This window comes from Erwinia typographi (assembly GCF_000773975.1).
GTDB lineage: Bacteria > Pseudomonadota > Gammaproteobacteria > Enterobacterales > Enterobacteriaceae > Erwinia > Erwinia typographi.
Genome location: NZ_JRUQ01000097.1, coordinates 1 through 22,848 on the forward strand (window position 1 = coordinate 1; position 22,848 = coordinate 22,848).

16 protein-coding genes are annotated in these 22,848 nt (G+C 58.4%); 2 read left to right on the forward strand and 14 right to left on the reverse strand.

Annotation, left to right across the window (positions count from 1 at the left end):
- Positions 1-120: 120 nt before the first annotated feature.
- Complete coding sequence (amiC, locus tag NG99_RS25530; RefSeq protein WP_034899299.1) at positions 121-1,374, reverse strand: N-acetylmuramoyl-L-alanine amidase AmiC; 1,254 nt, start codon at positions 1,372-1,374, stop codon at positions 121-123.
- A 235-nt stretch (positions 1,375-1,609) separates the two neighbouring features.
- Here amiC and argA point away from each other — a divergent pair, with 235 nt between their 5' ends.
- Positions 1,610-2,956: an amino-acid N-acetyltransferase gene (argA, locus tag NG99_RS25535; RefSeq protein ID WP_034899300.1), complete on the forward strand. Its 1,347-nt coding sequence runs from the start codon at positions 1,610-1,612 to the stop codon at positions 2,954-2,956.
- Between the two features lie 64 nt (positions 2,957-3,020).
- Here argA and recD read toward each other — a convergent pair whose 3' ends face one another.
- The 13 genes from recD to rppH all read right to left on the reverse strand — a co-directional run bounded on the left by recD (position 3,021) and on the right by rppH (position 21,459).
- On the reverse strand, positions 3,021-4,871 hold the full coding sequence (recD, locus tag NG99_RS25540) for an exodeoxyribonuclease V subunit alpha (protein WP_034899302.1): 1,851 nt from the start codon (positions 4,869-4,871) through the stop codon (positions 3,021-3,023).
- Positions 4,859-8,404, reverse strand: coding sequence for an exodeoxyribonuclease V subunit beta (gene recB / locus NG99_RS25545; protein WP_034899305.1), 3,546 nt, complete (start codon positions 8,402-8,404; stop codon positions 4,859-4,861). The genes recD and recB overlap by 13 nt, the downstream gene beginning before the upstream one ends.
- Positions 8,401-11,289 carry a pitrilysin gene (ptrA, locus tag NG99_RS25550; RefSeq protein ID WP_034899307.1) on the reverse strand — a complete coding sequence of 963 codons (2,889 nt, stop codon included), beginning with the start codon at positions 11,287-11,289 and terminating at the stop codon, positions 8,401-8,403. Before ptrA ends, recB begins: the two co-directional genes overlap by 4 nt.
- Positions 11,290-11,443: 154 nt before the next feature.
- The gene (gene recC / locus NG99_RS25555) at positions 11,444-14,812 is read right to left on the reverse strand and encodes an exodeoxyribonuclease V subunit gamma (protein ID WP_034899309.1); all 3,369 of its coding nucleotides are present in this window, start codon (positions 14,810-14,812) and stop codon (positions 11,444-11,446) included.
- Between the two features lie 65 nt (positions 14,813-14,877).
- A complete protein-coding gene (locus NG99_RS25560) occupies positions 14,878-15,198 on the reverse strand; it encodes a prepilin-type N-terminal cleavage/methylation domain-containing protein (RefSeq protein ID WP_034899310.1) in 321 nt (106 codons plus the stop codon).
- On the reverse strand, positions 15,176-15,625 hold the full coding sequence (locus NG99_RS25565; protein WP_034899312.1) for a DUF2509 family protein: 450 nt from the start codon (positions 15,623-15,625) through the stop codon (positions 15,176-15,178). The genes NG99_RS25560 and NG99_RS25565 overlap by 23 nt, the downstream gene beginning before the upstream one ends.
- On the reverse strand, positions 15,622-16,011 hold the full coding sequence (locus tag NG99_RS25570; RefSeq protein ID WP_332308372.1) for a prepilin peptidase-dependent protein: 390 nt from the start codon (positions 16,009-16,011) through the stop codon (positions 15,622-15,624). Before NG99_RS25570 ends, NG99_RS25565 begins: the two co-directional genes overlap by 4 nt.
- Before the next feature lie 12 nt (positions 16,012-16,023).
- The gene (locus NG99_RS30295) at positions 16,024-16,164 is read right to left on the reverse strand and encodes a prepilin-type N-terminal cleavage/methylation domain-containing protein (protein WP_332308373.1); all 141 of its coding nucleotides are present in this window, start codon (positions 16,162-16,164) and stop codon (positions 16,024-16,026) included.
- Entirely contained in the window at positions 16,161-16,610 is a 450-nt protein-coding gene (locus NG99_RS25575) for a prepilin-type N-terminal cleavage/methylation domain-containing protein (protein ID WP_034899386.1), read from the reverse strand. Before NG99_RS25575 ends, NG99_RS30295 begins: the two co-directional genes overlap by 4 nt.
- Positions 16,611-16,856: 246 nt before the next feature.
- Complete coding sequence (thyA, locus tag NG99_RS25580) at positions 16,857-17,651, reverse strand: thymidylate synthase (RefSeq protein ID WP_034899314.1); 795 nt, start codon at positions 17,649-17,651, stop codon at positions 16,857-16,859.
- On the reverse strand, positions 17,648-18,529 hold the full coding sequence (gene lgt, locus NG99_RS25585; protein WP_034899316.1) for a prolipoprotein diacylglyceryl transferase: 882 nt from the start codon (positions 18,527-18,529) through the stop codon (positions 17,648-17,650). Before lgt ends, thyA begins: the two co-directional genes overlap by 4 nt.
- Positions 18,530-18,672: 143 nt before the next feature.
- Positions 18,673-20,919 (reverse strand): phosphoenolpyruvate--protein phosphotransferase, encoded by a 2,247-nt coding sequence (ptsP, locus tag NG99_RS25590; protein WP_034899318.1) that lies wholly within the window; start codon positions 20,917-20,919, stop codon positions 18,673-18,675.
- A 12-nt stretch (positions 20,920-20,931) separates the two neighbouring features.
- Positions 20,932-21,459, reverse strand: coding sequence for an RNA pyrophosphohydrolase (rppH, locus tag NG99_RS25595; RefSeq protein ID WP_034899320.1), 528 nt, complete (start codon positions 21,457-21,459; stop codon positions 20,932-20,934).
- A 687-nt stretch (positions 21,460-22,146) separates the two neighbouring features.
- Here rppH and mutH point away from each other — a divergent pair.
- Positions 22,147-22,833 carry a DNA mismatch repair endonuclease MutH gene (gene mutH, locus NG99_RS25600; RefSeq protein WP_034899322.1) on the forward strand — a complete coding sequence of 229 codons (687 nt, stop codon included), beginning with the start codon at positions 22,147-22,149 and terminating at the stop codon, positions 22,831-22,833.
- Positions 22,834-22,848: the final 15 nt, after the last annotated feature.

The following is a 22,848-nucleotide window of genomic DNA, read 5'->3' on the forward strand; positions in this document are numbered from 1 at the left end:
AATCCGGCTCCCGCAACCAACTTAACACCTTAACGGGTGTTTTTTTGTTTTCAGCCCCGCACATTTTTCCTGTTGCTTATACGGCGAAGCCGGGCAGCGCACGTCCGCCCCAGCCTGCCGCTATTTATGCGGTGCCAGCGTTGCGCCGCTGGCAAAGTAAGCTTTAATCCCTGCCAGAATTGAATCCGCCACCTGATGTTGAAAACGGGTGGTTTTCAGCTTGCGCTCCTCTTCAAGATTGCTGATAAACGCTGTTTCAACCAAAATTGAAGGGATATCGGGTGCTTTCAGCACCGCGAACCCCGCCTGATCGACGGTTTTCTTATGCAAATGATTCACTTTGCCCATGCGTGAAAGCACTTCTTTACCAAATTTCAGGCTGTCATTTATCGTCAGGCTCTGCACCATATCGAACATGTTATGGTCAAGATAGCGGTCACCGCTCAGGCTAACGCCGCCGATCAGGTCAGATTCGTTCTGCGTTTTTGCCAGATAGCGAGCCGCGGTGCTGGTCGCCCCTTTGGTCGAGAGGGCAAAAACAGAGGAGCCTCGCGCCGCACGGCTGGTAAAGGCATCCGCGTGGATCGAGACAAAGAGGTCGGCACGCTGCTTACGCGCTTTGGCAACCCTGACCTTCAGCGGAATAAAGACGTCTTCGTTACGCGTCATATAGGCCCGCATCCCTGGCTCTTTATCGATCAGCGATTTCAGTCGTCTGGCGATCTTCAGCACAATGTCTTTTTCACGAGTTTTGTGCTTGCCCACCGCGCCGGAATCCTCTCCGCCATGGCCGGGATCGAGCATGATCACAATCGGCCGATCCTTTCCTGCTTTTCCCGGTAATGGGGCGGCGGGCGGCTGCGTTTTCTCTAAATCTCCCTGGTTGTAATCCTCCAGCAACGCCAGAAGCGGATCGTCCTGATGATCGTAGCGGCTGCCCTTAGCCGGATAGAGATCCAGCACCAGACGGTTTTTTATGCCCGCCACAGGGTCCAGCGTAAATATGCGCGGCGCGACGTTCTGCTTCAGCTCAAGCACCAGCCGCACCGTGTCGGCGTCAAACTGCCCCACCCGCGCATTTTTAATGTAGGGATCGTCATTCCGCACCAGGTTACCGACGCCTTTCAGCACCTGGTTGAGGTGAATATTGGCAATATCGATCACCACGCGTTCAGGATTGCTGAGCGTAAACTGCTTATACTTAAGCGGCGCGTTGGATTCCAGCGTCAGGCGGGAATAGGTAGAAGAAGGCCAGAGGCGGATCGCCACCACATGGCTGCCGGCGGCCAGTCCAACTTTACTGACGCTTAGCAGCCAGACGGCTCCTGCGCTTTTTAACCACCGGCGTCGGCCCGGCGAGCGTAAATCAGACATGCGACTCCAATCTGGTTGCTGTTGTGCGTATAAAAAAAAGCCAAATGACTACCAAGTGCAAAAACTTTAGCGAATCCCTCTGGTGGTGTCACCCAGAAAAAGCGATAAAATGCAGTAGATTAGCGGTATTACCCGCGGTTCAAAGAAAAAAAACGCAGAAAATTCCCACTTGCACCCGGCCCATAAAAGAATAAAAATACACTTTTATCGAATAATAATTCATAGAGGATTTGCCGTGAAGGAACGGAGTACCGAGCTGGTTCAGGGGTTTCGTCATACCGTCCCCTATATCAATGCCCACCGTGGTAAAACGTTTGTCATCATGCTAGGTGGGGAAGCCATCGGGCATGAGAACTTCTCAAGCATCGTCAATGATATTGGCCTGCTGCACAGCCTGGGCATCCGCCTCGTCGTGGTGTATGGCGCCCGGCCGCAGATTGACGCCAACCTGGCTGAGCATCAGCTGGAGCCGATTTATCACAAGTATACCCGCGTTACCGATGCGCAGTCTCTTGAGCTGGTGAAGCAGGCCGCTGGCCGCCTGCAGCTGGATATCACCGCCCGGCTGTCGATGAGTCTGAACAACACCCCGCTTCAGGGGGCGCATATTAATGTCGTCAGCGGTAACTTTATCATTGCCCAGCCGCTGGGCGTGGATGACGGCGTCGATTATTGTCACAGCGGCCGTATTCGCCGCATTGACGAAGAGGCGATCCACCGCCAGCTGGACAGCGGTGCGATTGTGCTGATGGGACCGGTGGCGGTCTCCGTCACCGGAGAGAGCTTTAACCTCACCTCGGAAGAAGTAGCGACGCAGCTGGCGATTAAGCTGAAGGCGGAAAAGATGATCGGCTTCTGTTCGGAGCAGGGCGTGACCAATAGCGAAGGCAAGATCATCTCTGAGCTCTTCCCTAATGATGCCCAGAAGCGCATTGAAGAGCTGGAGCAGCAGGATGACTATCTTTCCGGCACCGTGCGCTTCCTGCGCGGCGCGGTCAAAGCCTGCCGCAGCGGCGTGCGCCGCAGTCACCTGATCAGCTATCAGGAAGATGGCGCCCTGCTACAGGAACTGTTCTCGCGTGATGGTATCGGTACGCAGATTGTGATGGAGAGCGCCGAACAGATCCGCCGCGCCACCATCAACGACATTGGCGGGATACTTGAACTGATCAGGCCGCTTGAGCAGCAGGGGATCCTGGTCCGCCGCTCGCGCGAGCAGCTGGAGATAGAGATTGATAAGTTCACTATCATTGAGCGCGACAACCTGACCATCGGCTGTGCCGCGCTCTATCCGTTCCCGGAAGAAGAAATTGGCGAAATGGCCTGCGTGGCGGTGCACCCTGATTACCGCAGCTCGTCGCGGGGTGAAGCGCTGCTGGAGCGCGTCGCGCTACAGGCTCGCCAGATGGGGCTGAAAAAACTCTTTGTGTTGACCACCCGCAGTATTCACTGGTTCCAGGAACGCGGATTTACGCCGGTGGATGTTGAGGTGCTGCCGGACAGTAAAAAGCTGATGTACAACTATCAGCGTCGTTCGAAAGTGCTGATGGCCGATCTGCGCCATGCCCGCCTGCTCTCCTGACCGCAGACGCCAGCCGTCTGTTTGCCACAAAACGCCTGATGGATGCCATCGGGCGTTTTGCCTTTCAACGGCGGCCTGCTGATTCTGTCAGCCGCTCAACCAGCCCGCTGCGCCTCAGGGTGCGCATTTTCACCGCGCTATTGAGGACGTGCGCGTCGGCATACAGCGTCAGGCGCTGCTTCGCCCGCGTGATGGCGGTATAAACCAGCTCGCGGGTGAGCACCGGCGTAAACTGGTTCGGCAGTACCAGCAGGGTATGCACAAACTCAGAACCCTGAGATTTATGCACGGTCATGGCAAAAGCGGTATCGTGCGGCGGCAACCGGCTTGGCTGCACCGCCTTGATGCTGCCGTCCGGCAGCGGGAAGAAGACCTTCAGGCTGCCTTCCTGATCCTGCATCGCAATGCCAATATCCCCATTGAACAACCCCAGCGCGCCGTCGTTACGGGCGATCATTACCGGGCGACCGACGTACCATTTGCCCGCGGGGCCTGCCGCTCGGCGGATCAGTCTGGCCTTTTGCAAAGCAGCCTCAATGCGCTCGTTCAGCCCCGCCACGCCAAAAGGACCAGCTCGCAGAGCGCAGAGCAGCTGAAAATGCCCGAAGGCTTCCAGCACCTTTGCCGGTTCCTCGCCTGACGCCAGGCGGCCAAGATAGCCACGGTAGCCCTCTACGCAGGCGTCGAGCAGATGCTGGTACTCTTCCCGGCTGGCCAGCGGGAAACGATCTATATCCCCGAATCCGGCAGCAAACACCTTATCGACCTGGCGCGTGTCGCCGCCGTTTACCGCCAGCGCCAGCTGACCAATCCCCGAGGAGAGATCAAAGCGATAGCTTTTGCGCAGCAGACAAATACTGTCGCGGACCGGCGGGGCCAGAGGATCGTCCTGGCCTTCGATTATGCATCCGGTCAGCCTGCTCAGCTGTTCCGCACGCGGCACGCTGTAGCCCGCCTCGGCGCACCGGCAAATATCGCCAAGCACGGCGCCCGCTTCCACCGATGCCAGCTGGTCGCGGTCGCCAAGGAAGATCACCCGCGCCTGAGCGGGCAAAGCGGCAATCAGATTCGCCATCATCGGCAGATCCACCATCGAGGCTTCATCTACCACCAGCAGATCGAGGTGCAGCGGGTTTCCGGCGTGATAGCGCATTCTCTGACTGCCCGGCACCGCGCCGAGCAGGCGGTGCAGCGTGGTCGCCTCCGCTGGAAAACGCTGCTTCTCCTCATCGCTGATTTCAAGCCGCTGTAGCGCTTTGCCCAGCGACTCGGTCAGCCGCGCCGCCGCTTTTCCGGTTGGCGCGGCCAGCCGGATGCGCAGCGAGCCGTTGGAAAGGGCCAGCAATGTCGCCAGTAATTTCGCAACGGTGGTGGTTTTACCAGTGCCTGGCCCACCGGAAATCACCGCAATCTGGCGGGTGATCGCTACTGCGGCGGCGATTTTCTGCCAGTCGTCAGGCTGCTGGCCAAACTGTCTGTCCAGCTCGTCGCGCAGCCGCTGCGGGTCGAACTCCGCCTGTGGAGCCTGCTGCACAATAAATTGCGCCACCTTGCCTTCGTATTGCCACATCCGGTGCAGGTAGAGGCGCTGCTGATGCAGCACCAGCGGCGTGGCCGTGGTCCCGTCCCCTACCGCTTCGGAGGCTGCCAGCAGACTTAGCCAGTCCGGCTCTCCCGCCGCCAGCCATAGTTGGTGGGCAAGCCCCGGCTGCCGCCCGTCAAACAGCGTTTGCCCGGTAAACTGCGCCAGAGGCAGACAGACGTGCCCTTCCCCGGCTTCCGCACTGACGCAGGCCGCAGCCAGCATCAGCCCCGGCTGCTCTTCGCTCGCCACCATGCGGGCAAACTGAATGTCCAGCGCACGCAGCAGCCGCTGCTCGCCAGCCTGCTGCAACAGCGCCACTATTCCTGGCATAGATCCTCCTGCGACTTACCGGCAAACAGCGCATCCAGCGCCGTAATAAACCCGGCGTCCGGCCGCGTGCGGTAGATGCCGTTCTCGCTGGCTGTACCGTCAACGCCGCGCAGAAACAGATAAAATACGCCGCCAAAATGTTGCTGATAGCGATAGTCAGCCAGCCGGTGGCGCAGGTAGCGATGCAGGGCAAGGCTGTAGAGCTGATATTGCAAATCGTAACGGTGCGACTGCATCGCCAGCGCCATAGCCTGCGGGGTGTAGTCATCCGCCGTGGCGCCCAGCCAGTTAGATTTGTAATCCAGCAGGTAGTATTTCCCCTGCCAGCAGAAAACCAGGTCGATAAAGCCTTTCAGCATCCCCTGAACCTGCTGGAAATTTAGCGGTGGGCAGCCTGCGGACAGCGGATCGTGTTGCCGGATTAGCTGGTCCAACTCCCCGGCGTTCAGCAGGGTTTGGATAGGGAGATAAAATTGCAGCTCAGCCTGGCGCTGGTTCTGCGTAAGCTGGCTGAGGCTGACGCCGGTGTCGTCCAGCGGCGTTTGCAGGATGCGTTCCAGCCAGGCTTTCATCACCGGTAGCCACGCGAGATCGTGGCCCTGCGCCAACAGCCGCTCACTGAGCCACTGCTCCTCTACCGGTTGAGTGAAGTCGAGATCCTCAAATAATCCGTGCAGAAAGGTGCCGGGCGCCGCGCCGCGAGGGAAGCTGTGCGGAGTAAGCTGGCTGACCAGCTGGTTTTGACTCTCTCCGACCGCATCCACATCCAGCCTCGGCAGTAGCTCATAGGAGATCGAGTGACCCTGCTGCTGAAGCCCGGTATAGCTGGTGACGCGCCACTCATCGCGCAGCGTACGGGCCAGCTGCAGGCTGCTGAGCGCCTGCTTTTCCGCCTGCACAGGCATCCACGGCGTCGCGTCGGGCGCAGCGGCTAGCACCACGTCCAGCGAGCTGGTTTGTAACGCCTGAAGCTGATTAAGCAGCGCCGCCGCATCCGCCGCTTCCCCCTGCTGCACAAGATAACCTAAAGCGCTGTGATGAAGATCGCTGCTGCCCTCTTTCTTGCGGTTACCTTTGACCAGCGGCGCGATGCCCACGCTGCAATGCCAGACGGAACGGGTCAGCGCCACGTAAAGCAGGCGCAGATCCTCGGCCAGCCGCTCCTGTTCAGCCAGTGCGACGCTCTCTTCGTCATCGCGCAGATCGAGCAGCGCCTGAAAGCTCTGGCGATCGTGATAAATCCCCTGTCCCGCCTCGCGGTAGTTTGCCACAAACGGCAGCCAGACCAGCGGATACTGCAACCCTTTCGATTTGTGGATAGTGACGATTTGCACCAGGTGGCGATCGCTCTCCAGGCGTAGCTGCTGGCTGGCGGACTGCCCGTTGGGCTGCGCCACTTCCTGCGCCAGCCAGCGAATCAGCGCGTGTTCGCTGTCCAGCTGAGCGGAGGCCTCCTGCAACAGTTCTCCCAGGTGGAGAAGATCGGTCAGCCGCCGTTCGCCGCTCTCAGACGCCAGCAGGTTCTCCGCGATCTTGCGGTTAATCATCAGTTCGCGCAGCATCGGCAGCACGCCGCGCTTCAGCCAGCGCTGCCGGTAGCCGTCGAACTCATCGACCAGCGCATCCCAGGCCCGTTCGTCCTGATTGAGTGAATCCAGCGTCACTGCGTCGAGGCCAAAAATGCTGGTCGCCAGCGCGGCACGGAGTACGCGCTCCTGCTCCGGGGCCATCACGGCCTGCAGCAACCACACCATTTCACGGGCTTCGGGCGTGGTAAAAACGCTGTCACGATTCGAAAGATAAACGGAGGGGATGTTCAGCCCGTTCAGGGCCTCGCGCATAACGGAGGCTTCTCCCCGACTGCGCACCAGAATGGTGATATCCGAAGCCTGAACGGCGCGGCGTTCCCCGCCTTTGCCAATCAGCGCCGTACCGTTCTGCCCGGCGGTCAGCCAGCGGCGAATTTCGGCGGCGCACTGCCGCGCCATAAACTGTTGGTAATCACTCACACCTACGCCGTCGCCCGGCTGTAACCAAAAGCGCAGCGCGGGCTGCTCTTCTCCCTCCAGCGTAAAGCTGAGCGAAGCGTTAGCGGGGGCGGGCTGCACGGCGATAAAGGGGATGTCGCTGAACAGAAACGGATTCGACTGCCGGGAAAACAATTGGTTAACGCTATTAACCATGCCTGGAGAGGACCGCCAGTTGGTCTCAAGCGTATAGTGGGCGCTAACTTCACTACGCGCCTTCATATAGGTAAAAATGTCCGCGCCGCGAAAAGCGTAAATCGCCTGTTTGGGATCGCCAATCAGCAATAGCGCATTTTGCGGCTGTTTGCCGTACAGCGTGCGGAAAATCCGGTACTGCTGCGGGTCGGTATCCTGAAATTCATCAATCAGCGCTACCGGATAGCGGCTGCGGATTGCCTGAGCCAGCGCCTCGCCCGCCGGCTGCTGTAGCGCATTATCCAGCCGGCCCAGCAGGTCGTCAAAGCCCAGCAGCGCGTTGAGGCGCTTCTCTTTTTGCGTGGCAAAGCGGATTTCATGCAGCGCGCGGGCAATCACCAGCTCGCGCAGCGAGAGAGGCGCGGCCAGAAAGCGGTCGATCTCGTCAAACAGCGGATGCTGCGGCGCTTCCCCTTTTTTCGTTTTCTCCAGCAGCACCTGCTGACCAAAACGCTCCAGCTCTTTAGGGAAGGCGTAATCTTCGGTCGCCTCTGCGGCCCACTGATTAAGTTTTTCAAGCCAGTTAGGTAAGTGCTTGCTATTGTAACTGCGCTTATCCACGCCGGACTGAGCGATAATATCATGCAGGTTTCCCGCCGCCAGCCACGCCGCCTTTAAGCGCGCAATTTCCGCGATGATTTTTTCGTGTCGTTCGGTGAAGGTTTCCCGCAAATCGGTCGGATGCTTCAGCGAAGGCGCTTCACCGTTCAGCCAGGGCGACAGGGTAGCCAACAGCTGCTCCGGCCCTTGCCACATTTGGGTCATCACCCTGGCAATCGGCAGCGGTAAGGGATAGCAGTAACGCCGCCAGAAATCCGCAGCCGCCTGACGACGCAGCGGAAACTCATCCTCAATCAGCTGCTGTTCAAACAGCATCCCGGACTCAAAGGCATTGAGGTTTAACATCCTCTGGCAAAATCCGTGGATGGTAAAAATGCCCGCGTCATCCATCTGCCGCTCCGCGGCCAGCAGCATCGCCGCCGCCTGAGGCAGATCGCTTATCTGCTCCAGCAGCTGCGACAGCATGGCGTCGGAACTTTTACCCCGCACGCAGGCGATGCGTAGCCTGTGAATATTTTCTCTGATGCGGCCGCGCAGTTCGGCGGTAGCCGCTTCGGTGAAGGTGACCACCAGAATTTCCTCCACCGGCAGAGGCCGCGAATACGCAGCCTCTCTCCCCAGGCCCAGCAGCAGGCGGAGATAGAGCAGCCCGATAGTAAAGGTCTTGCCGGTTCCTGCCGAGGCCTCGATAAGCCTTTCGCCTTGCAGAGGCAGCGTTAAGGGATCAAGGCGCTGGGCAAGTTGGGTCATGGGTTATCGCTTTTCACCGGGAAAGATTGTTGCAGTTTGGACACTTCCTGCCAGTTGGTAAAGCCTTCCTGCTTCGCATAGTCCGCCTTCTCGTGCTGGCTGCCGGAAATTTGCGACAGCAGCGTCAGCCCTTGCGGTTCAATCACCGCCTGGTGGAAGAAGGTGGCCATTTTCTCCGGCGTCAGCAGCTGGATCTGCGCAATCACTTTTTCGCGCGTATCGAAGCGGCTGTTTTCGCGATTGAAATCCTTACTGAAGCGCCCCGCCTCTTCATCCAGCGTTTGAGGACGCTGTTTCAGCTCGTTGATCATCGCCGTCTGATACTGCGCAAACTCTTCCTGACTCATCTCGCGCAGCCTTTTCTCCGCCGTAGGGTAAAAAGCCTGGAAACGGGTGAGCAAATACGCCGGTTGCTTAACGTTGCTTTGCAGCAGGAAGCCGATTCCCCACTGGCGGCCTACCGGCATCTGGAAGGAAAAGACCGCATAGCCCAGCTGCTCTTCGGTACGAAGCTGATTATAGAACCACGGCTGAACGATCTGGCTGAGCATGGCGCTGCGGGCGATGCTCTCGTACTCCTCATAGCCCAGCGGCACATAAAGCGCAGCCAGCGCAGAGTCGGTACTGCTTCCGGCCTGCTGAAGGTTCGCGGAGGTTTTTTTATCGATAACCAGATACTGGCTGTGCCACCAGCTCTGCCCGGCGCAGTTCAGCTGGCTCTTCAGATCGGTAGCCAGCGACTTCGCGCTCTGCTGCGTCATGTTACCCACCACCAACAGCTCCGGCGTGGACTTCTCAAGCAGCATCTTACGGTAGGCGTTCAAATCATCGAGGGTAATCCCCGCCACCAGCGCACGACGTTCGCTGCGCTGGGTGTAAGGCAGCTGTGACAGCATCTGCGCGGGTTGAATAGCCAGCTCAAAGGCTTTGCCCTTCTCGGCCGAGGCCAGACGCTCAAGATACCAGGACTTGGCCTGATCCAGCATCTGCTGGCTGGGCTGGTAGGTGGCGTAGCTTTTCAGCAGCGCTTTCATCAGTTCCGGCAGGTGCTGCGTAAAGCCACTGGCGTTAAAGGTAACGCCGTCATCCTCTCCGGTGGAGAAGCCAATCCCCGCGACGGAAGCCTGTGAGTTCAGCTCATCCAGCGCCAGTCCGGCCATATAATCATTCAGGCCGTACAGGACCTGATTTTTCGCCGTGCTCATGGCTTCGCTGTTGCGCAGGGCGAGGGTGATGCTGGCCTTGGGATCGTCGGCGTAGTACTGGCTAGGCATATAGAACAGGCGCAGACCAGGCTGATTCATCACTTCAGCCGGACGATCGTATTTACCGTCTGGCTTAATCAGCGTGAAATCGTTGGGAATATAGGGGTTGAGGATTGGCAGCGACAGATCGATTTTCTCGCTGGCCGCCTGCCACTGGGCAAAATGCTCCGTTGAAACAGGGTCCACCTGATAAGGGGCGTTAACGAAATAAGCCACCTTGTTGTGCGGCTCATCCGGGCTGATGTACCAGATCCGCGCATTTTGCGGCGTCATGCCATCAAGCCGATTTTTAATCGCCTGCGGATCGTAACGATCGGCAATGTAGGGCGCATCCAGCGTATCGGCAACCGGCACGCGCAGCATGGTATCGGCCAGCCACTCAATGTAGTCCATGTCGCGAGTTATCGACGGATAGCGGAAATCCAGGTTCAGTACGTTCGCCACCTCATCGAAATAGCGCTTATCGATTCCGCCGCTGCGCAGCTTATTCAGGTAGCTGAACACCGCCGCAACAACCTCATCGCGGTTCGCCAGGCCTTTATCCGTTAGCGAAACGGAAATGGAGAACACGCCGCCGTTGCGGTCCACCATCGGGTCGGCCCCGGCCTCAATAGAGTCCGCCAGCCCCTGATTTTGCAGCCAGTCAGAAAGGGTATTTTTACTGCGGTTGCCGATCAGGTAAGCAATCAGCGTGTCGGTCTTGCTGCGGAATTTATCGCTGTTATTTTCAATGCGGAACTCAATTTTCAACTGCTTACGCGGCTGAGCAGGCACGTAATGGATGATGATGCCTTTTTGCTTATCCGTCACAACGGGCACGGTGATTTCAGGCACCACGGCGTTATGGTTTTCTACCCGACCAAACGTTTTGACCGCGATCGTCTGTAGCTCAGCCAGCGGCTTGCTGCTGTAAATAACCGCCTTCATCAGGTTTGCCGAATAGTAGCGGTGATAGAACGCCGTCAGCGCCTCATGCAGCTTGCTGCCCGGCTTGTCTTTCAGCGTGTCCAGGTTGCCGCCGGAGAACAGTGAGCTGGGGTGATCGGGGTTGAGCGTTTCGGCGCCGACCTGCGCCATCCGCAGCCCGTCACGCGAGCGGGCCATGGTCAGTTCCGCATTCACCGCGTGGCGTTCGCGATCGGCATTGACCGGATCGAGCAGCGGCGCCGCAATGGCATCAGCGAGCCGGTCAACGGCAGGCTCCAGCGCGTCATTTTCAACTTCCAGATAGAATGCGGTGCGGTAGGAAGCGGTGCTGGCATTATGGCTGCCGCCATGCTTCTTGAGAAACTCAGCCAGATTGTCGGGCTGAGGATAGCGTTTGGACCCCATCAGCAGCATATGCTCCAGATAGTGTGCCAGCCCCTGCTGATTGCGGGGGCTTTCCAGCGATCCCACCGGAATGGTGAGCGCCGAGAGAGATTTCGTCGCCTGCGGATCGGAAACCAGTAGTACAGTCATGCCGTTATCCAGCGTAATCGCCTGATACTGACGAGGATCTTTTTCGCTCTTGCGGATCGTTTCAGGAACAGGCTGCCATCCCGGTTGCGCCTGAGTCAGTGGACTCCAGAAGGTAAACAGCAGGAAAAGCGTGGTGAACCAGACTGCATAACGACGCATTCAAACTCCTCGACGATCTAATCTTCTGGCTGAGCGGGGAAACGCCCCGGCGGCAGACAGTTAACCTGGATATATCCTCTTCCGGCTGTGAACGAAAGGAGAACAAGAAAATAAAAAAACGGCAAATAGTTATAAAGTAACACTACAGGATGTCTCACTGTATGTCATTCATCTGCATCAAAGGCAGCAGCCATATTTCCGCGTTCTGGGCGATCTGCTGCATTATTTCATCGTCCAGCGTGCGGAACAGACGGGCCAGACAGGCATCGCTCCCTTCGCCTTCAACCTGCATATTTCCCTGCCATGCCTGTAGCAGCTTAATCCGCGCTTTGGCCTGGGTTGCGTCATCGCGCAGCAGCTGAGCAGACTTTTCATCAAAGCAGGCCTCTAGCCACGCGCCGCCGCTACGCGGCAGCAGCAACAGCGGAGAACACATGCCCTGCCGATACCCGGACAGATAACGCTCAAGCCACTCCCTGGCCTGCGCCTCAGGCAGCGGCGGGAAGCGCCACTGGCTCTCTTTACGGCCAAACATCCGGCTTTCTCCCTGTCCGCCAAGCGTGCAGTAGACCAGATGCTCAAGCCACAGCGACAGCCCGTCGGTAAAATTCAGGTGGCCCGGCCGCCAGCGCAGCAGACCGTCATCCTGAACCTGAGGCAGCCAGCCGCTGAGCTGAATGCCGCCGACCTCAAGGGCAATCTCCCAGCTGGCCGACTCGCTGCGCTGCTCGCGCACGCGGCTGGCCAGCTCGGCCATCTCCTGCTGCTGCTCCAGCCAGAAAAGCTCGCCGTACGCCCCAAAGGGCAGGCTTCCCGCCGCTCGCTGCCTGGCGTACAGCGGCTCGCCCGGCTGCTCATCGATCAGCGCATTCAGCAATTGGGTATTCAACTGATAGCGGCTGAGATTGTCCAGCGAGAAAGGTTCCGCATCGGGCAGGCTGCTCTCCTCCAGCACAAAATTCACCCCCAGACGCTGGCTGAAAAATGCCCTTACCGGATGGCGCCAGAAGCGTACCAGCTGCTCAATGCTCAGTTCCTGAATATCCAGCGCCGGCAGCGGCTGCATAAAGGCAGGATGCGGCACGCCGCTGGCGGTGGCGGCCGGCAGCCACTCGGCGGCAAAGCTTTTAAATTCAGCCTGTGGGGTGAAGTTTTCCGCAGCAAAAGGCATACGGCTGTGCAGATGGTGGAGATGCTTCAGCACGGCGGCGGCGCTGCTGTCCACATCCCGATGCTGATCCTGCGGCAGGCAGAAGCTCTGGCTGATGTACTCCACCAGTTCGCTGACCAGTACGGAAGGAAAGCGTTCCGAGTTGTCCTGGATGGAGCGGGCAATATAGCTGATATAAAGCTGCTGCTGAGCCGAGCTGATGGCCTCAAGAAAAAGGTAGCGATCGTCATCGCGACGGCTACGGTCCCCTTTTCGGGGCTGCTGGCTCATCAGGTCGAAGCCCAGCGGAGGCAGCGTGCGCGGGTAGACGCCGTCATTCATTCCCAGCAGGCACACCACCTTAAAAGGAATGGAGCGCATCGGCATCAGGGTACAGAAGTTGACCGGCCCGGCGAGGAACCGCTGGCTGATCCTCTCCCGATCGAGGCGGGAAGCCAGCTCGTCCCGCAGCAGCGAAAGGGGAACCGCCTGCTGATAGTGGGCCTGAATGCCATAGTTGATCGCCTGCTGCCACTGATCCTCGATCAGCGCCAGCGCCGCTTCGGTGTCGGCATCACCGGCGAAAAAGTCGTTGAGCAATGTCCGGCAAAGCGGTAGCCAGTCCGCCAGCGGCCTCGCCTCGCTAAGTAGCAATCGCCAGTGGCGAAGACGCGTCAGCAGCTCGGCCAGATTACCGGCCAGTTCAGCAATCAGCCCGCTGGATTCATCATACGGCAGCACGCCCTGCCACTCTCCGTTTTCACTGGTCATCGCGTAGCCCAGCAGCATCCTCGTCAGGCCAAACTGCCAGGTGTGCTGCCCGGTCGGCGGCAGATCCAGCTCGCGGACGGTCTCATCGTCCAGTCCCCAGCGAATGCCTGACTCCTCCACCCAGTGCCGCAGGCGCTTCAGCCCCTCTTCATCGATCGCAAAGCGGCTTGCCAGCGCGGGAACCTCAAGCAGCGCCAGCACCTCTTCCGACGTGAAGCGGCTGTCGGTCAGGCTCAGCAGCGAAATAAACGCCTGAAGCGCAGGATGGGCCTGGCTGGCGCGGCGATCGGAAATGGCAAAAGGCAGGTATCGCTCAGCGGGCGCATTGCCAAAAACGGCCTGAATGAACGGCGTATAGGCATCAATGTCGGCCACCATCACGATCACGTCGCGGGGGGAAAGAGCGGGATCGCTGGCCATCATTTGCAGCAGCCGGTCCTGCAAAACCTCGACTTCACGCTGCGGGCTGTGGCAAAGATGCAGGCTGATCGAACGGTCAGCCGGGTCCAGCAGGCGTTTGCCGCTGCTGGTTTCCCACTCCTGCTGACGCAGGCCAATCACCGCGTTATCCTCCAGCTCTAAAAGATCCCGCTGCACGCATTGCAGCAGCGTTGCGGGCTCAATTTCCACGAACGCGTCAATTTCCCGGCACGCCATCTGAGCCAGCAGGAACAGGTTATCCCTGCCCAGCTTTCCCCAGGAGGCCAGCAGCGGATTGCTGAGCTGCTGCTCGCCAGCCTCGTTAAACAAGGCGGAAGCATCCGCCTGGCGAAATAGCGCACTCTCCTTCTGCTGCTGAAAATGCTGCCGCCGACGGCTCTGAAGCTTAGCGAGGAACGCATAGTCCTGAATATCGCCCCAGTAGTGGCGGCAGGGATTGGTGAACAGCAGATGAATATCAATGTGCTTACCCAGCGCCTCCAGAGCCTGAAGATAGACCGGCGGCAGCGCGGAAATGCCGCAGATAAAGACCCGATCGGGCAAATTCGCCGGACGCTGGCTGCTGTTCTCCAGCGCGCGGATGAAACGGGAATAGAGGTTGGCACGGTGCCACTCCGGCTGCCCCAGCTCCCGCGTGTACTCTACCAGCGCAGCCCACAGCGGAGCCTGCCACTGCTGGGCCTCGCCGACCCCTTCCAGCATCTGGCCGTTTTCCCAGCTGTTCAGCCACTCGGGACGGTAAACCAGGTACTGGTCGAACAGGTCCGCCACGCGGGAAGCGAGCTGGAACAGCTTGCGCTGGTCATCATCATCCGTCAGGTAGTGCTGAAGCAGCGTAAAGGTCGGAAGGGAGAGCATCCCTGGCAGGATAGCCATCAGCTTCCAGCTCATGCTGGCCTTATTAAACGCGCTCTCTTTGGGGATGTCGGGCAGAACGCGAACGAACATATCCCAGATAAATGTCGCAGGCAGCGGAAAAGCGAGGTTAGCGGCAATACCAAACTGCTCAGCAAGCGACATTTGCAGCCACTGCGCCATGCCGGGGCTTTGCACCAGAACCACCTCCGGCTGGAAAGGATCGCTCAGGGGCTGGTTTTCGATTTGCCAGGCCGCCAGCGTCTTCAGCAAATCCAGCTGGTTCGAGTGGTAAACGGTAAACATGTCTGCTCCTTTATCGGGATGTCGCTTCGCGCGAACACTTTACCCCGTCCTGACGCGGTTGCAAATTATCGGCCCCTATACTCGCCCAGCGCCGGACAGCGCAGGCGGGTAAGCTGAGCCTCTCGCCCCAACGGGCTGACGACCGCAGCGGTAAATTGTGTACAGCCCGCCGCTGCGGGCTGCTGGCTCAGCCGGGTATGCCAGTGCGGCGGCTGGTATCCTTCAAAACGCTGGTTGGCGTAGCGCCAGGCCTGCCGCTGCTGCGCCTGTAGCTGGAAACCCTTAGCCAACGCCAGCTGATACTGCATCAGCGCCGCCAGGCTGCTGGCAAACAGCAGCAGCGCAATCAGCGTTTCGGGCAGGTTAAAGCCCTGCTGTCGCTTCATCGGGATCGCACCTCGCTTCTTCGCTAAGCGGGCAGTAATCAAGCCAGCCGTGAGGCAGCGCGCTGACCTGCCCCTGCGGACCACGCTCTGACACCCATTGATACAGCGCTACAGAGTCAGCGCCGCTGTCGCCGCGCAACAGCTCGCGCTCTTCTTCTGCGGCGCCCAGGCAACTGCGCCAACCCCCGTCTGCATCTTGCAGGCATTGCCAGCCTGCGCCTGACGGCCAGGATTGCCGCGCCCCCCAGCTCAGCGCGGACATCGCCAGCGTAGTTTGCAGCATGAACTGTCGCTCGTCGGCCACCCGGCTTAGCCCCGCATCCAGCTGGCGGCGGGTCGCATTGAGTAAGGCTGCCGACAGGGCCAGCAGCAGGATAACCACGGTCAGCGCTCCGCCACCCTGCTGCTGCCCATGCCGCCGGGTCATAAATTTACCGTCGGGAGCCAGCGCTCCAGACTCAGCCGGAGCGAGGGAAAGGCTCTGGCCGAGACGGTAATGAACAGCCTGACCTGACTGGCTTGACGTTCTGCCCGGAAGTCTTCGACGATCGCGCTAGCGGGATCGTTCAGATGCTCCCATCCACCCCCTTCGCAGCTATCCACGCCCCGCTGCGTCTCAAGGCTATCATCACGCCAGCGGTAGCCGTATAAATCGCTGTCGGCGCTCTCTGCCCCTTCCCACTTGCCGTTGCTGTTTTCATCCCAGCGTACCAGCAGGCAGCGGCCGCCGGACTGAATCTTCAGCGCTTCTCCCACGCACTTTCCTTTGCAGTATCCTGCCCGCAGAACCGCCTTTTCAACACTTCCCATCATTAGCTGCACCTCCTACTGTAGCTGAAACCGCATCAGCGTCCGCAAATTGTTGAGCTGTAGCAGCGGAAGCATCCTCGCCGCGCTCAGCAGCAGTACGCTGCTTATCGCCAGCGCAATCAGCATTTCCGCCAGGCTGCTGCCCCTTTCCGTCATGGGCAAACCTCTTCACAGATCCTGACTCGTCCGCGTGACGACAAAATGATGTGGCGCGTTCCTGCCGGACTGGTAATAACGATGCGGCCAGGTTTGGCTACGTTGCGACGACCATAAAAGCCCATCCCTTCGGTCAGCGACTGTAACGCAATATCAGGCCAGGGCGCAGACAGTACCCGGCGGAGATTATTCCGGCAGCGCTGAGGCGAGCCGCTGCCAATGCACCAGGCAGAGTTCCCGGCCTGCCACAGCACTTGCTGGCCGTTGCGCTCGTTGGCCTCGCCACGCAGCCGCAGAAGGAAATGCTGTATCTGCCGCGCGCTGTCGTTCAGTCGCTGCAACTGTTGCCAGCTTTGCCAGCCGCCGAATGCGCCAAGGGTTACCACGCTGGCTATCACCATGACGACTAACAGCTCGATTAAGGTAAATCCGCCGATCGTTTTCATCGCTGGCATTGTGCCGTTTGCGCTGAAAACATCCAGCGGCAAACCCACAAAGCGTGAGGCCAAATCCAGTCATCTTTTGGTCTTACAGCCTGAGGACAATGTCTTTGCGGCGTGGCTCGTAACATGATCGGCGGCAGATTCGCCTGATGCTGCGTGGCAGGGCTGAGGAGAGAAGGACAGAGTGGCGGCAGCTGGGCTGCCCGGCGAGGGAATGAACAGGAGCGGATCGCCCGCTCCTGGCAGTACTCAGATGGCGACCGGGGCCTTGATTGGCGGATGTGGGTCGTACCCTTCGATCTCAAAATCTTCAAAACGGTAATCAAACAGCGACTCAGGCTTGCGTTTGATAATCAGCTTTGGCAGCGGACGGGGTTCGCGGGTGAGCTGCAAATTCGTCTGCTCAAGGTGGTTGCTGTACAGATGCGTATCGCCGCCGGTCCAGACAAAATCACCGACTTCCAGATCGCACTGCTGCGCCACCATATGCACCAGCAGCGCATAGCTGGCGATATTGAACGGCAGACCGAGGAAAATATCGCAGGAGCGCTGATAGAGCTGGCAGGAGAGCTTGCCATCAGCAACATAAAACTGGAAGAACGCGTGGCAGGGAGCCAGCGCCATCTCGTCCAGCTCACCGACGTTCCAGGCGGAGACAATAATGCGGCGGGAGTCGGGATCGCTTTTCAGCTGTTGCAGCACTTTGCTCAGCTGATCGATCTGTCGACCGTCGGCCGCGCCCCAGCTGCGCCACTGCTTGCCGTATACCGGGCCCAGATCGCCGTTTTCATCGGCCCACTCGTCCCAAATCGTCACCTTGTTGTCTTGCAGATAAGCCGTATTGGTATCCCCGTTAAGGAACCAAAGCAGCTCATGCACGATCGAACGCAGGTGGCATTTCTTGGTGGTGACCAGCGGAAACCCCTGCTGCAAATTGAAACGCATCTGATGACCAAAAATCGACAGCGTGCCGGTGCCGGTGCGGTCATTCTTCGGCGTGCCTTCCTCCAGCACTTTTTTCATTAGTTCCAGATACTGTTTCATTTTCCCTCACGGAGTTGTTGCGCGCTCTGATGACGCCTGGCCCAGACCATCATAATCACACCGGCCAGAATCATTGGAATCGACAGGATTTGCCCCATACTGATGGCGTTATCGAACAGCCCCAGCTGCGCATCCGGCTGGCGGAAGAACTCGACGATAATGCGGAAGGCGCCGTAGCCAATCAGGAACAGGCCGGAAACCGCGCCCATCGGGCGATTTTTACGGATAAAGATGTTGAGAATAATAAACAGCACCACCCCTTCCAGCAGCAGTTCGTAAAGCTGAGAAGGATGACGCGGCAGCACGCCGTAGGTGGCAAGCAGCGACTGCCATTCAGGGTGGGTCGCGGCCAGCGCCACGTCTTCGCTACGCGAGCTGGGGAACAACATTGCCCACGGCAGGTCCGGCGCTACGCGGCCCCAAAGCTCACCGTTGATAAAGTTGCCTAAACGCCCAGCCCCCAATCCAAATGGGATCAGCGGAGCGATAAAGTCAGACACCTGGAAGAAGTGACGCTTAGTGCGGCGGGCAAACCACAGCATCACGCAGATCACGCCAATCAGGCCGCCATGGAACGACATGCCGCCATCCCAGACTTTAAACAGGTAAAGAGGATTATCCAGGAACAGCGGCAGATTGTAGAACAGCACGTAGCCGATACGTCCGCCAAGGAATACGCCGAGGAAGCCTGCATACAGCAGATTTTCAACTTCTTCTTTTTTCCAGCCGCTGCCGGGCTTGTTAGCGCGGCGCACCGCCAGCCACATGGCAAAAACAAAGCCGACCAGGTACATCAGGCCGTACCAGTGCAGTGAGATTGGCCCGATGGAGAAAATCACCGGATCAAATTGAGGGAAAGCCAGATAGCCGTTATTCATCTTTCACCATTGTTAAAGTCATCCCTGGTTTGCAGGCGACGTAATAAGTAAACCAGTGCGCGCGGGGCGCTACATCAAGGCGCGCATCATAGCACAGCGCGAATTCTTGCGGTCTGGCGGAACTGTAAACTTTATTAAGGAATTCAGCGTCCGCCGCGGATCAGGCCGCCCAGGCCACGACGCTCCATAAAAGCGGCGATTTGATGACGAACGTCGCTGGCCAGCATCGCCTGCAGGCTGCGCTCAGCGAGCGCCTGCGCTTCAGCATATTCAATATGATGCAGTAAATATTTAACCCGCGCCACGTTACGTCCATTCATACTCAGATGGTGATAGCCCAGGCCAATCAGCACGGCTACGCATATCGGATCGCCGGCCATTTCGCCGCACAAACAGAGTTCGACGCCCGCTCGCTTAGCCTCTTCGGCAATCGCTTTCAACGCCCGCAGCACCGCCGGATGCAGGCTGTCATAAAGACTGGCTACCCGCGTATTGTTGCGGTCAACCGCCAGCAGATACTGCGTCAGGTCGTTGGTGCCGACCGAGATAAAATCCACCCGCCCCGTTAAGTGCCCGATCATAAAGATCATCGACGGCACCTCGATCATTACGCCAATTCTCGGTTTGGGAATGGCATAACCCAGCATCTCTTCAACTTCTCGCGCGGCACGATCGATCAGGCGCTTTGCCTCCTCAATCTCATCAATGCTGGTGATCATCGGCAGCAGAATGCTGAGATTATCGCTGGCAACGTTGGCGCGCAGCATCGCCCGCACCTGTACCAGAAAGATCTCCGGCTGATCCAGCGTCAGGCGGATGCCCCGCCAGCCCAGGCATGGGTTTTCCTCGCTGATCGGCATGTAGGGCAGCTGCTTGTCCGCGCCGATATCCAGGGTTCGCAGGGTTACCGGCTTTTCGAGGAACAGCTGAAGCATTCCCTGATACTGCGCGACCTGCTCCTCTTCGGAGGGGAAACCATTTTGCAGCATAAAAGGGATTTCTGTGCGATAGAGACCGACGCCGTCTACCCGCTTGCCCAGCGCCTTTTCATGTTCTGCGCTCAGGCCGGCGTTAAGCATGACTTTAACCGGCTCGCCGCTTTTCAGCGCGGCCGGCTGCTCCACGACGTCTTCGGCCAGCTTGCTGAGCTCATTCTCTTCGCTGATCAGCCGCTGGTATTCCTGTACCAGTACCGGCTCAGGGTCCACCAGCAGTTCGCCCCGGTAGCCATCAACAATCAGCAGCCTGCCATTAAGCTGTTCGGGCTGAATATCGGCGCCCATCACCGTAGGGATACCCAGCGCGCGCACCATAATGGCGGCATGGGAATTGGCCGCGCCGTCGCGGACAACGACGCCGGAGAGCCGATCCTGCGGCAACTCGGCCAGCGTGGTGGCCGTCAGCTCATCGGCAACGAGAACAAACCGTTCAGGCCAGGTGTTGGTGCCCTGAATGGTGTCGTCAAGGTGAAACAGCAGGCGCTGCCCCAGCACCCGCAAATCGCCGGATCGCTCCCGCAGATAGCTGTCCTGCAGGCTGGCAAACTGAGCGGCAAACTTCTCAATGACCTTTTTAACGGCCCACTCCGCCACCGAACCGCCATCGATCTCCGCAAAGAGATCCTTTTTCAGCCGGTTGTCGCTCAGTAGGTGGGAATAGAGGTCAAAAATCGCCGCGCTTTCTTTATGCACGCTGGCGGTGAAGCGTTTGCTGTAGCGACGAAACTCGCTGGAGGCCTCGTCCATCGCCAGAGAGAGGCGCTCGCGCTCGCGGTGGGTGTCCAGCGTCGAGGCGGCGAAAACGTGCTCAAGAGAGGGCTGCGTAGAATCCACCCACCCTTCAGCAACGGCCACGCCGGGCGCGGCAGCCAGAGCACGGATGCGCGTCTGGCGATATTGCCCGAACAGCGCATTAAGCTGGGACTGCGACAGGATGGTCGCCATCTGCGTTGCCAGCGTGACCAGGAACGATTCTTCGCTTTCGTCAAACTGGCGGTGTTCGCGTTGCTGAACAACCAGCACACCCAGCAGCTGGCGGCGGCTAATGATCGGCACGCCGAGGAACGATCGAAAACGCTCCTCTTTAACGGAGGGAACATATTTGAAACTGGGATGACTTTGCGCGTCAGCCAGGTTGATCGGCTCAGCCAGTCGCCCTACCAGCCCGACGATCCCTTCGTCGAAGGCCAGGGCGACGGTACGACCGCGCGGCTTTTTCAATCCGCGGGTCGCCATCAGGTAATAGCAGCGACGATCGTGGTCGGCCAGGTACACCGAACAGACTTCCGTGTCCATTGCCAGACAGATCTCGTTGACCAGTATATCCAGCGCCTCGGTAAGCCGGGGCGCGCCTGCCACTTTTTCAACTATTTCGCGCAGCTGTGTGAGCATAATCTACGTGGCTTAACCTCTCTTCCGTCGATAAGCAGGCGTGTTTCGCTGTACGGTACTCTCCTGCAGCGGCATCACCACGCTGGCAAACTCTTTCATTACGCGGCGATAGACGTCGCGCTTAAACGAGACCACCTGACGAACCGGATACCAGAAGCTGACCCAGCGCCAGCCGTCAAACTCCGGCGTGCTGCTGGTTTGCATGTTGATGTCCGCGTCATTGCACAGCAACTGTAGAAGAAACCATTTTTGTTTCTGGCCGATACAGACCGGCTTTGTGTCCCAACGCACCAAACGTTTTGGCAATTTGTAGCGTAACCAGTTTCGGGTAGAGGCAAGGATGCGAACATCTTTGCGGTGCAAACCGACTTCCTCGAAGAGTTCTCGATACATCGCCTGTTCCGCCGTTTCTCCAGGATTGATCCCTCCCTGAGGAAACTGCCAGGAATGCTGGCCAAAACGTCTGGCCCACAGCACTTGTCCCTGCCTGTTACAAATTACGATACCAACATTCGGGCGGTAGCCATCATCATCGATCACTGGACTACCTCAAACTAAAACTCGGATGTTCTGATTGTTTCATACTCCTTACAGGTGGTAAACCACTGCTTTGCCCCCTCTGCCTGCGGTAAACGCGGGATAACTCACACTCCTGCGCGAAGTTATAAACAGAAACAGCGGCAAAAAGGCGATCTTATTCACCTTTTCTGTGGATAGCTTTGTGCAGAACTCCGTTAACAGGTGGGGAAAACTTTTCGTCGCCACGGTGCCACCGCCAAAGATGCAGCGCTTAACCGGCTATAAACACTATAATTTATCCGTAATTGATCGCAATGCAAACGAGGATCGCCAGACGGTCAGAGTAAGGTATTCGGCCGCTGGCGAAAGATCGAGCGACGACCTTTTTATCCACAGGATATGCCGCTCGGTTAAGCATAAATCGTGCAAAAAATGACAAAACTGCCGCCGTCAAGGCTGTAAATTGAAACAGTATTCCCGCAAAAGACTAGTTATCCCATTTTTCTGTGGATAACAGGGTGTAAGATCCTGTTCATTGTCGGTGACAACTCGGGCATAACCCGGCAGCATAATGCTACGCTGCCGGAATTTGCAGGTAAAAAAACATGATTTATCATGCTATTATTGCTGTTTTGCACAATTTCGAACGCGAACGGATCGTCTGTGCAAAATAGCGGTGTTTTTTTGAACGGCAACAGAGAGCGATTGATGAGTACTGATTTTGTGCCACTGCTTCCTCCTGAAAACGAAGACGTCCTGCTTGAGCGCGCCCAGCGGCTGGCAGGATATTCGCTGGGTGAGTTGGCGATCGTCGCAGGGCTGAAGATCCCCAAAGATCTCCGCAGGGATAAAGGCTGGGTCGGCATGTTGCTGGAGCGTCATCTCGGCGCCTGCGCGGGCAGCAAGCCAGAACAGGATTTCGCCGAAATCGGCGTCGAGCTGAAAACCATACCTGTTGATGCTCAGGGACGCCCGCTCGAAACCACCTTTGTCTGCGTAGCGCCGCTAACGGGCAACAGCGGCGTGGTGTGGCAGACCAGCCATGTGCGCCACAAGCTGGCGAGGGTTTTATGGGTGCCGGTAGAGGGCGATCGGGCCATTCCGCTGGCCGAACGGCGGGTTGGCGCTCCTCTGCTGTGGAGCGCCAGCGAAGAAGAAGAGGCTTTGCTCCGTCGCGACTGGGAAGAGTTGATGGATATGATTGTGCTCGGCCAGGTCGAACGCATTACCGCCCGCCACGGCGAAGTTCTGCAAATTCGTCCCAAAGCGGCAAACAGCAAAGCGCTAACGGAAGGGATCGGTGAGAACGGTCAGCCGATTATGACGCTGCCGCGCGGCTTTTATCTGAAGAAAACCTTTACCGGTCCCCTGCTCGCACGCCATTTTCTACTCTGATCCCCCCCTGCGGCT

Coding starts and splice junctions, on each gene's coding strand:
- ptrA (WP_034899307.1), bottom strand. CDS start 11,289: ATGCGTCGTTATGCAGTCTGGTTCACCACGCTTTTCCTGCTGTTTACC.
- NG99_RS25565 (WP_034899312.1), bottom strand. CDS start 15,625: ATGACCCGGCGGCATGGGCAGCAGCAGGGTGGCGGAGCGCTGACCGTG.
- thyA (WP_034899314.1), bottom strand. CDS start 17,651: ATGAAACAGTATCTGGAACTAATGAAAAAAGTGCTGGAGGAAGGCACG.
- NG99_RS25575 (WP_034899386.1), bottom strand. CDS start 16,610: ATGAAAACGATCGGCGGATTTACCTTAATCGAGCTGTTAGTCGTCATG.
- recD (WP_034899302.1), bottom strand. CDS start 4,871: ATGCCAGGAATAGTGGCGCTGTTGCAGCAGGCTGGCGAGCAGCGGCTG.
- recB (WP_034899305.1), bottom strand. CDS start 8,404: ATGACCCAACTTGCCCAGCGCCTTGATCCCTTAACGCTGCCTCTGCAA.
- amiC (WP_034899299.1), bottom strand. CDS start 1,374: ATGTCTGATTTACGCTCGCCGGGCCGACGCCGGTGGTTAAAAAGCGCA.
- NG99_RS25570 (WP_332308372.1), bottom strand. CDS start 16,011: ATGATGGGAAGTGTTGAAAAGGCGGTTCTGCGGGCAGGATACTGCAAA.
- lgt (WP_034899316.1), bottom strand. CDS start 18,529: ATGAATAACGGCTATCTGGCTTTCCCTCAATTTGATCCGGTGATTTTC.
- NG99_RS30295 (WP_332308373.1), bottom strand. CDS start 16,164: ATGACGGAAAGGGGCAGCAGCCTGGCGGAAATGCTGATTGCGCTGGCG.
- ptsP (WP_034899318.1), bottom strand. CDS start 20,919: ATGCTCACACAGCTGCGCGAAATAGTTGAAAAAGTGGCAGGCGCGCCC.
- recC (WP_034899309.1), bottom strand. CDS start 14,812: ATGTTTACCGTTTACCACTCGAACCAGCTGGATTTGCTGAAGACGCTG.
- NG99_RS25560 (WP_034899310.1), bottom strand. CDS start 15,198: ATGAAGCGACAGCAGGGCTTTAACCTGCCCGAAACGCTGATTGCGCTG.
- mutH (WP_034899322.1), top strand. CDS start 22,147: ATGAGTACTGATTTTGTGCCACTGCTTCCTCCTGAAAACGAAGACGTC.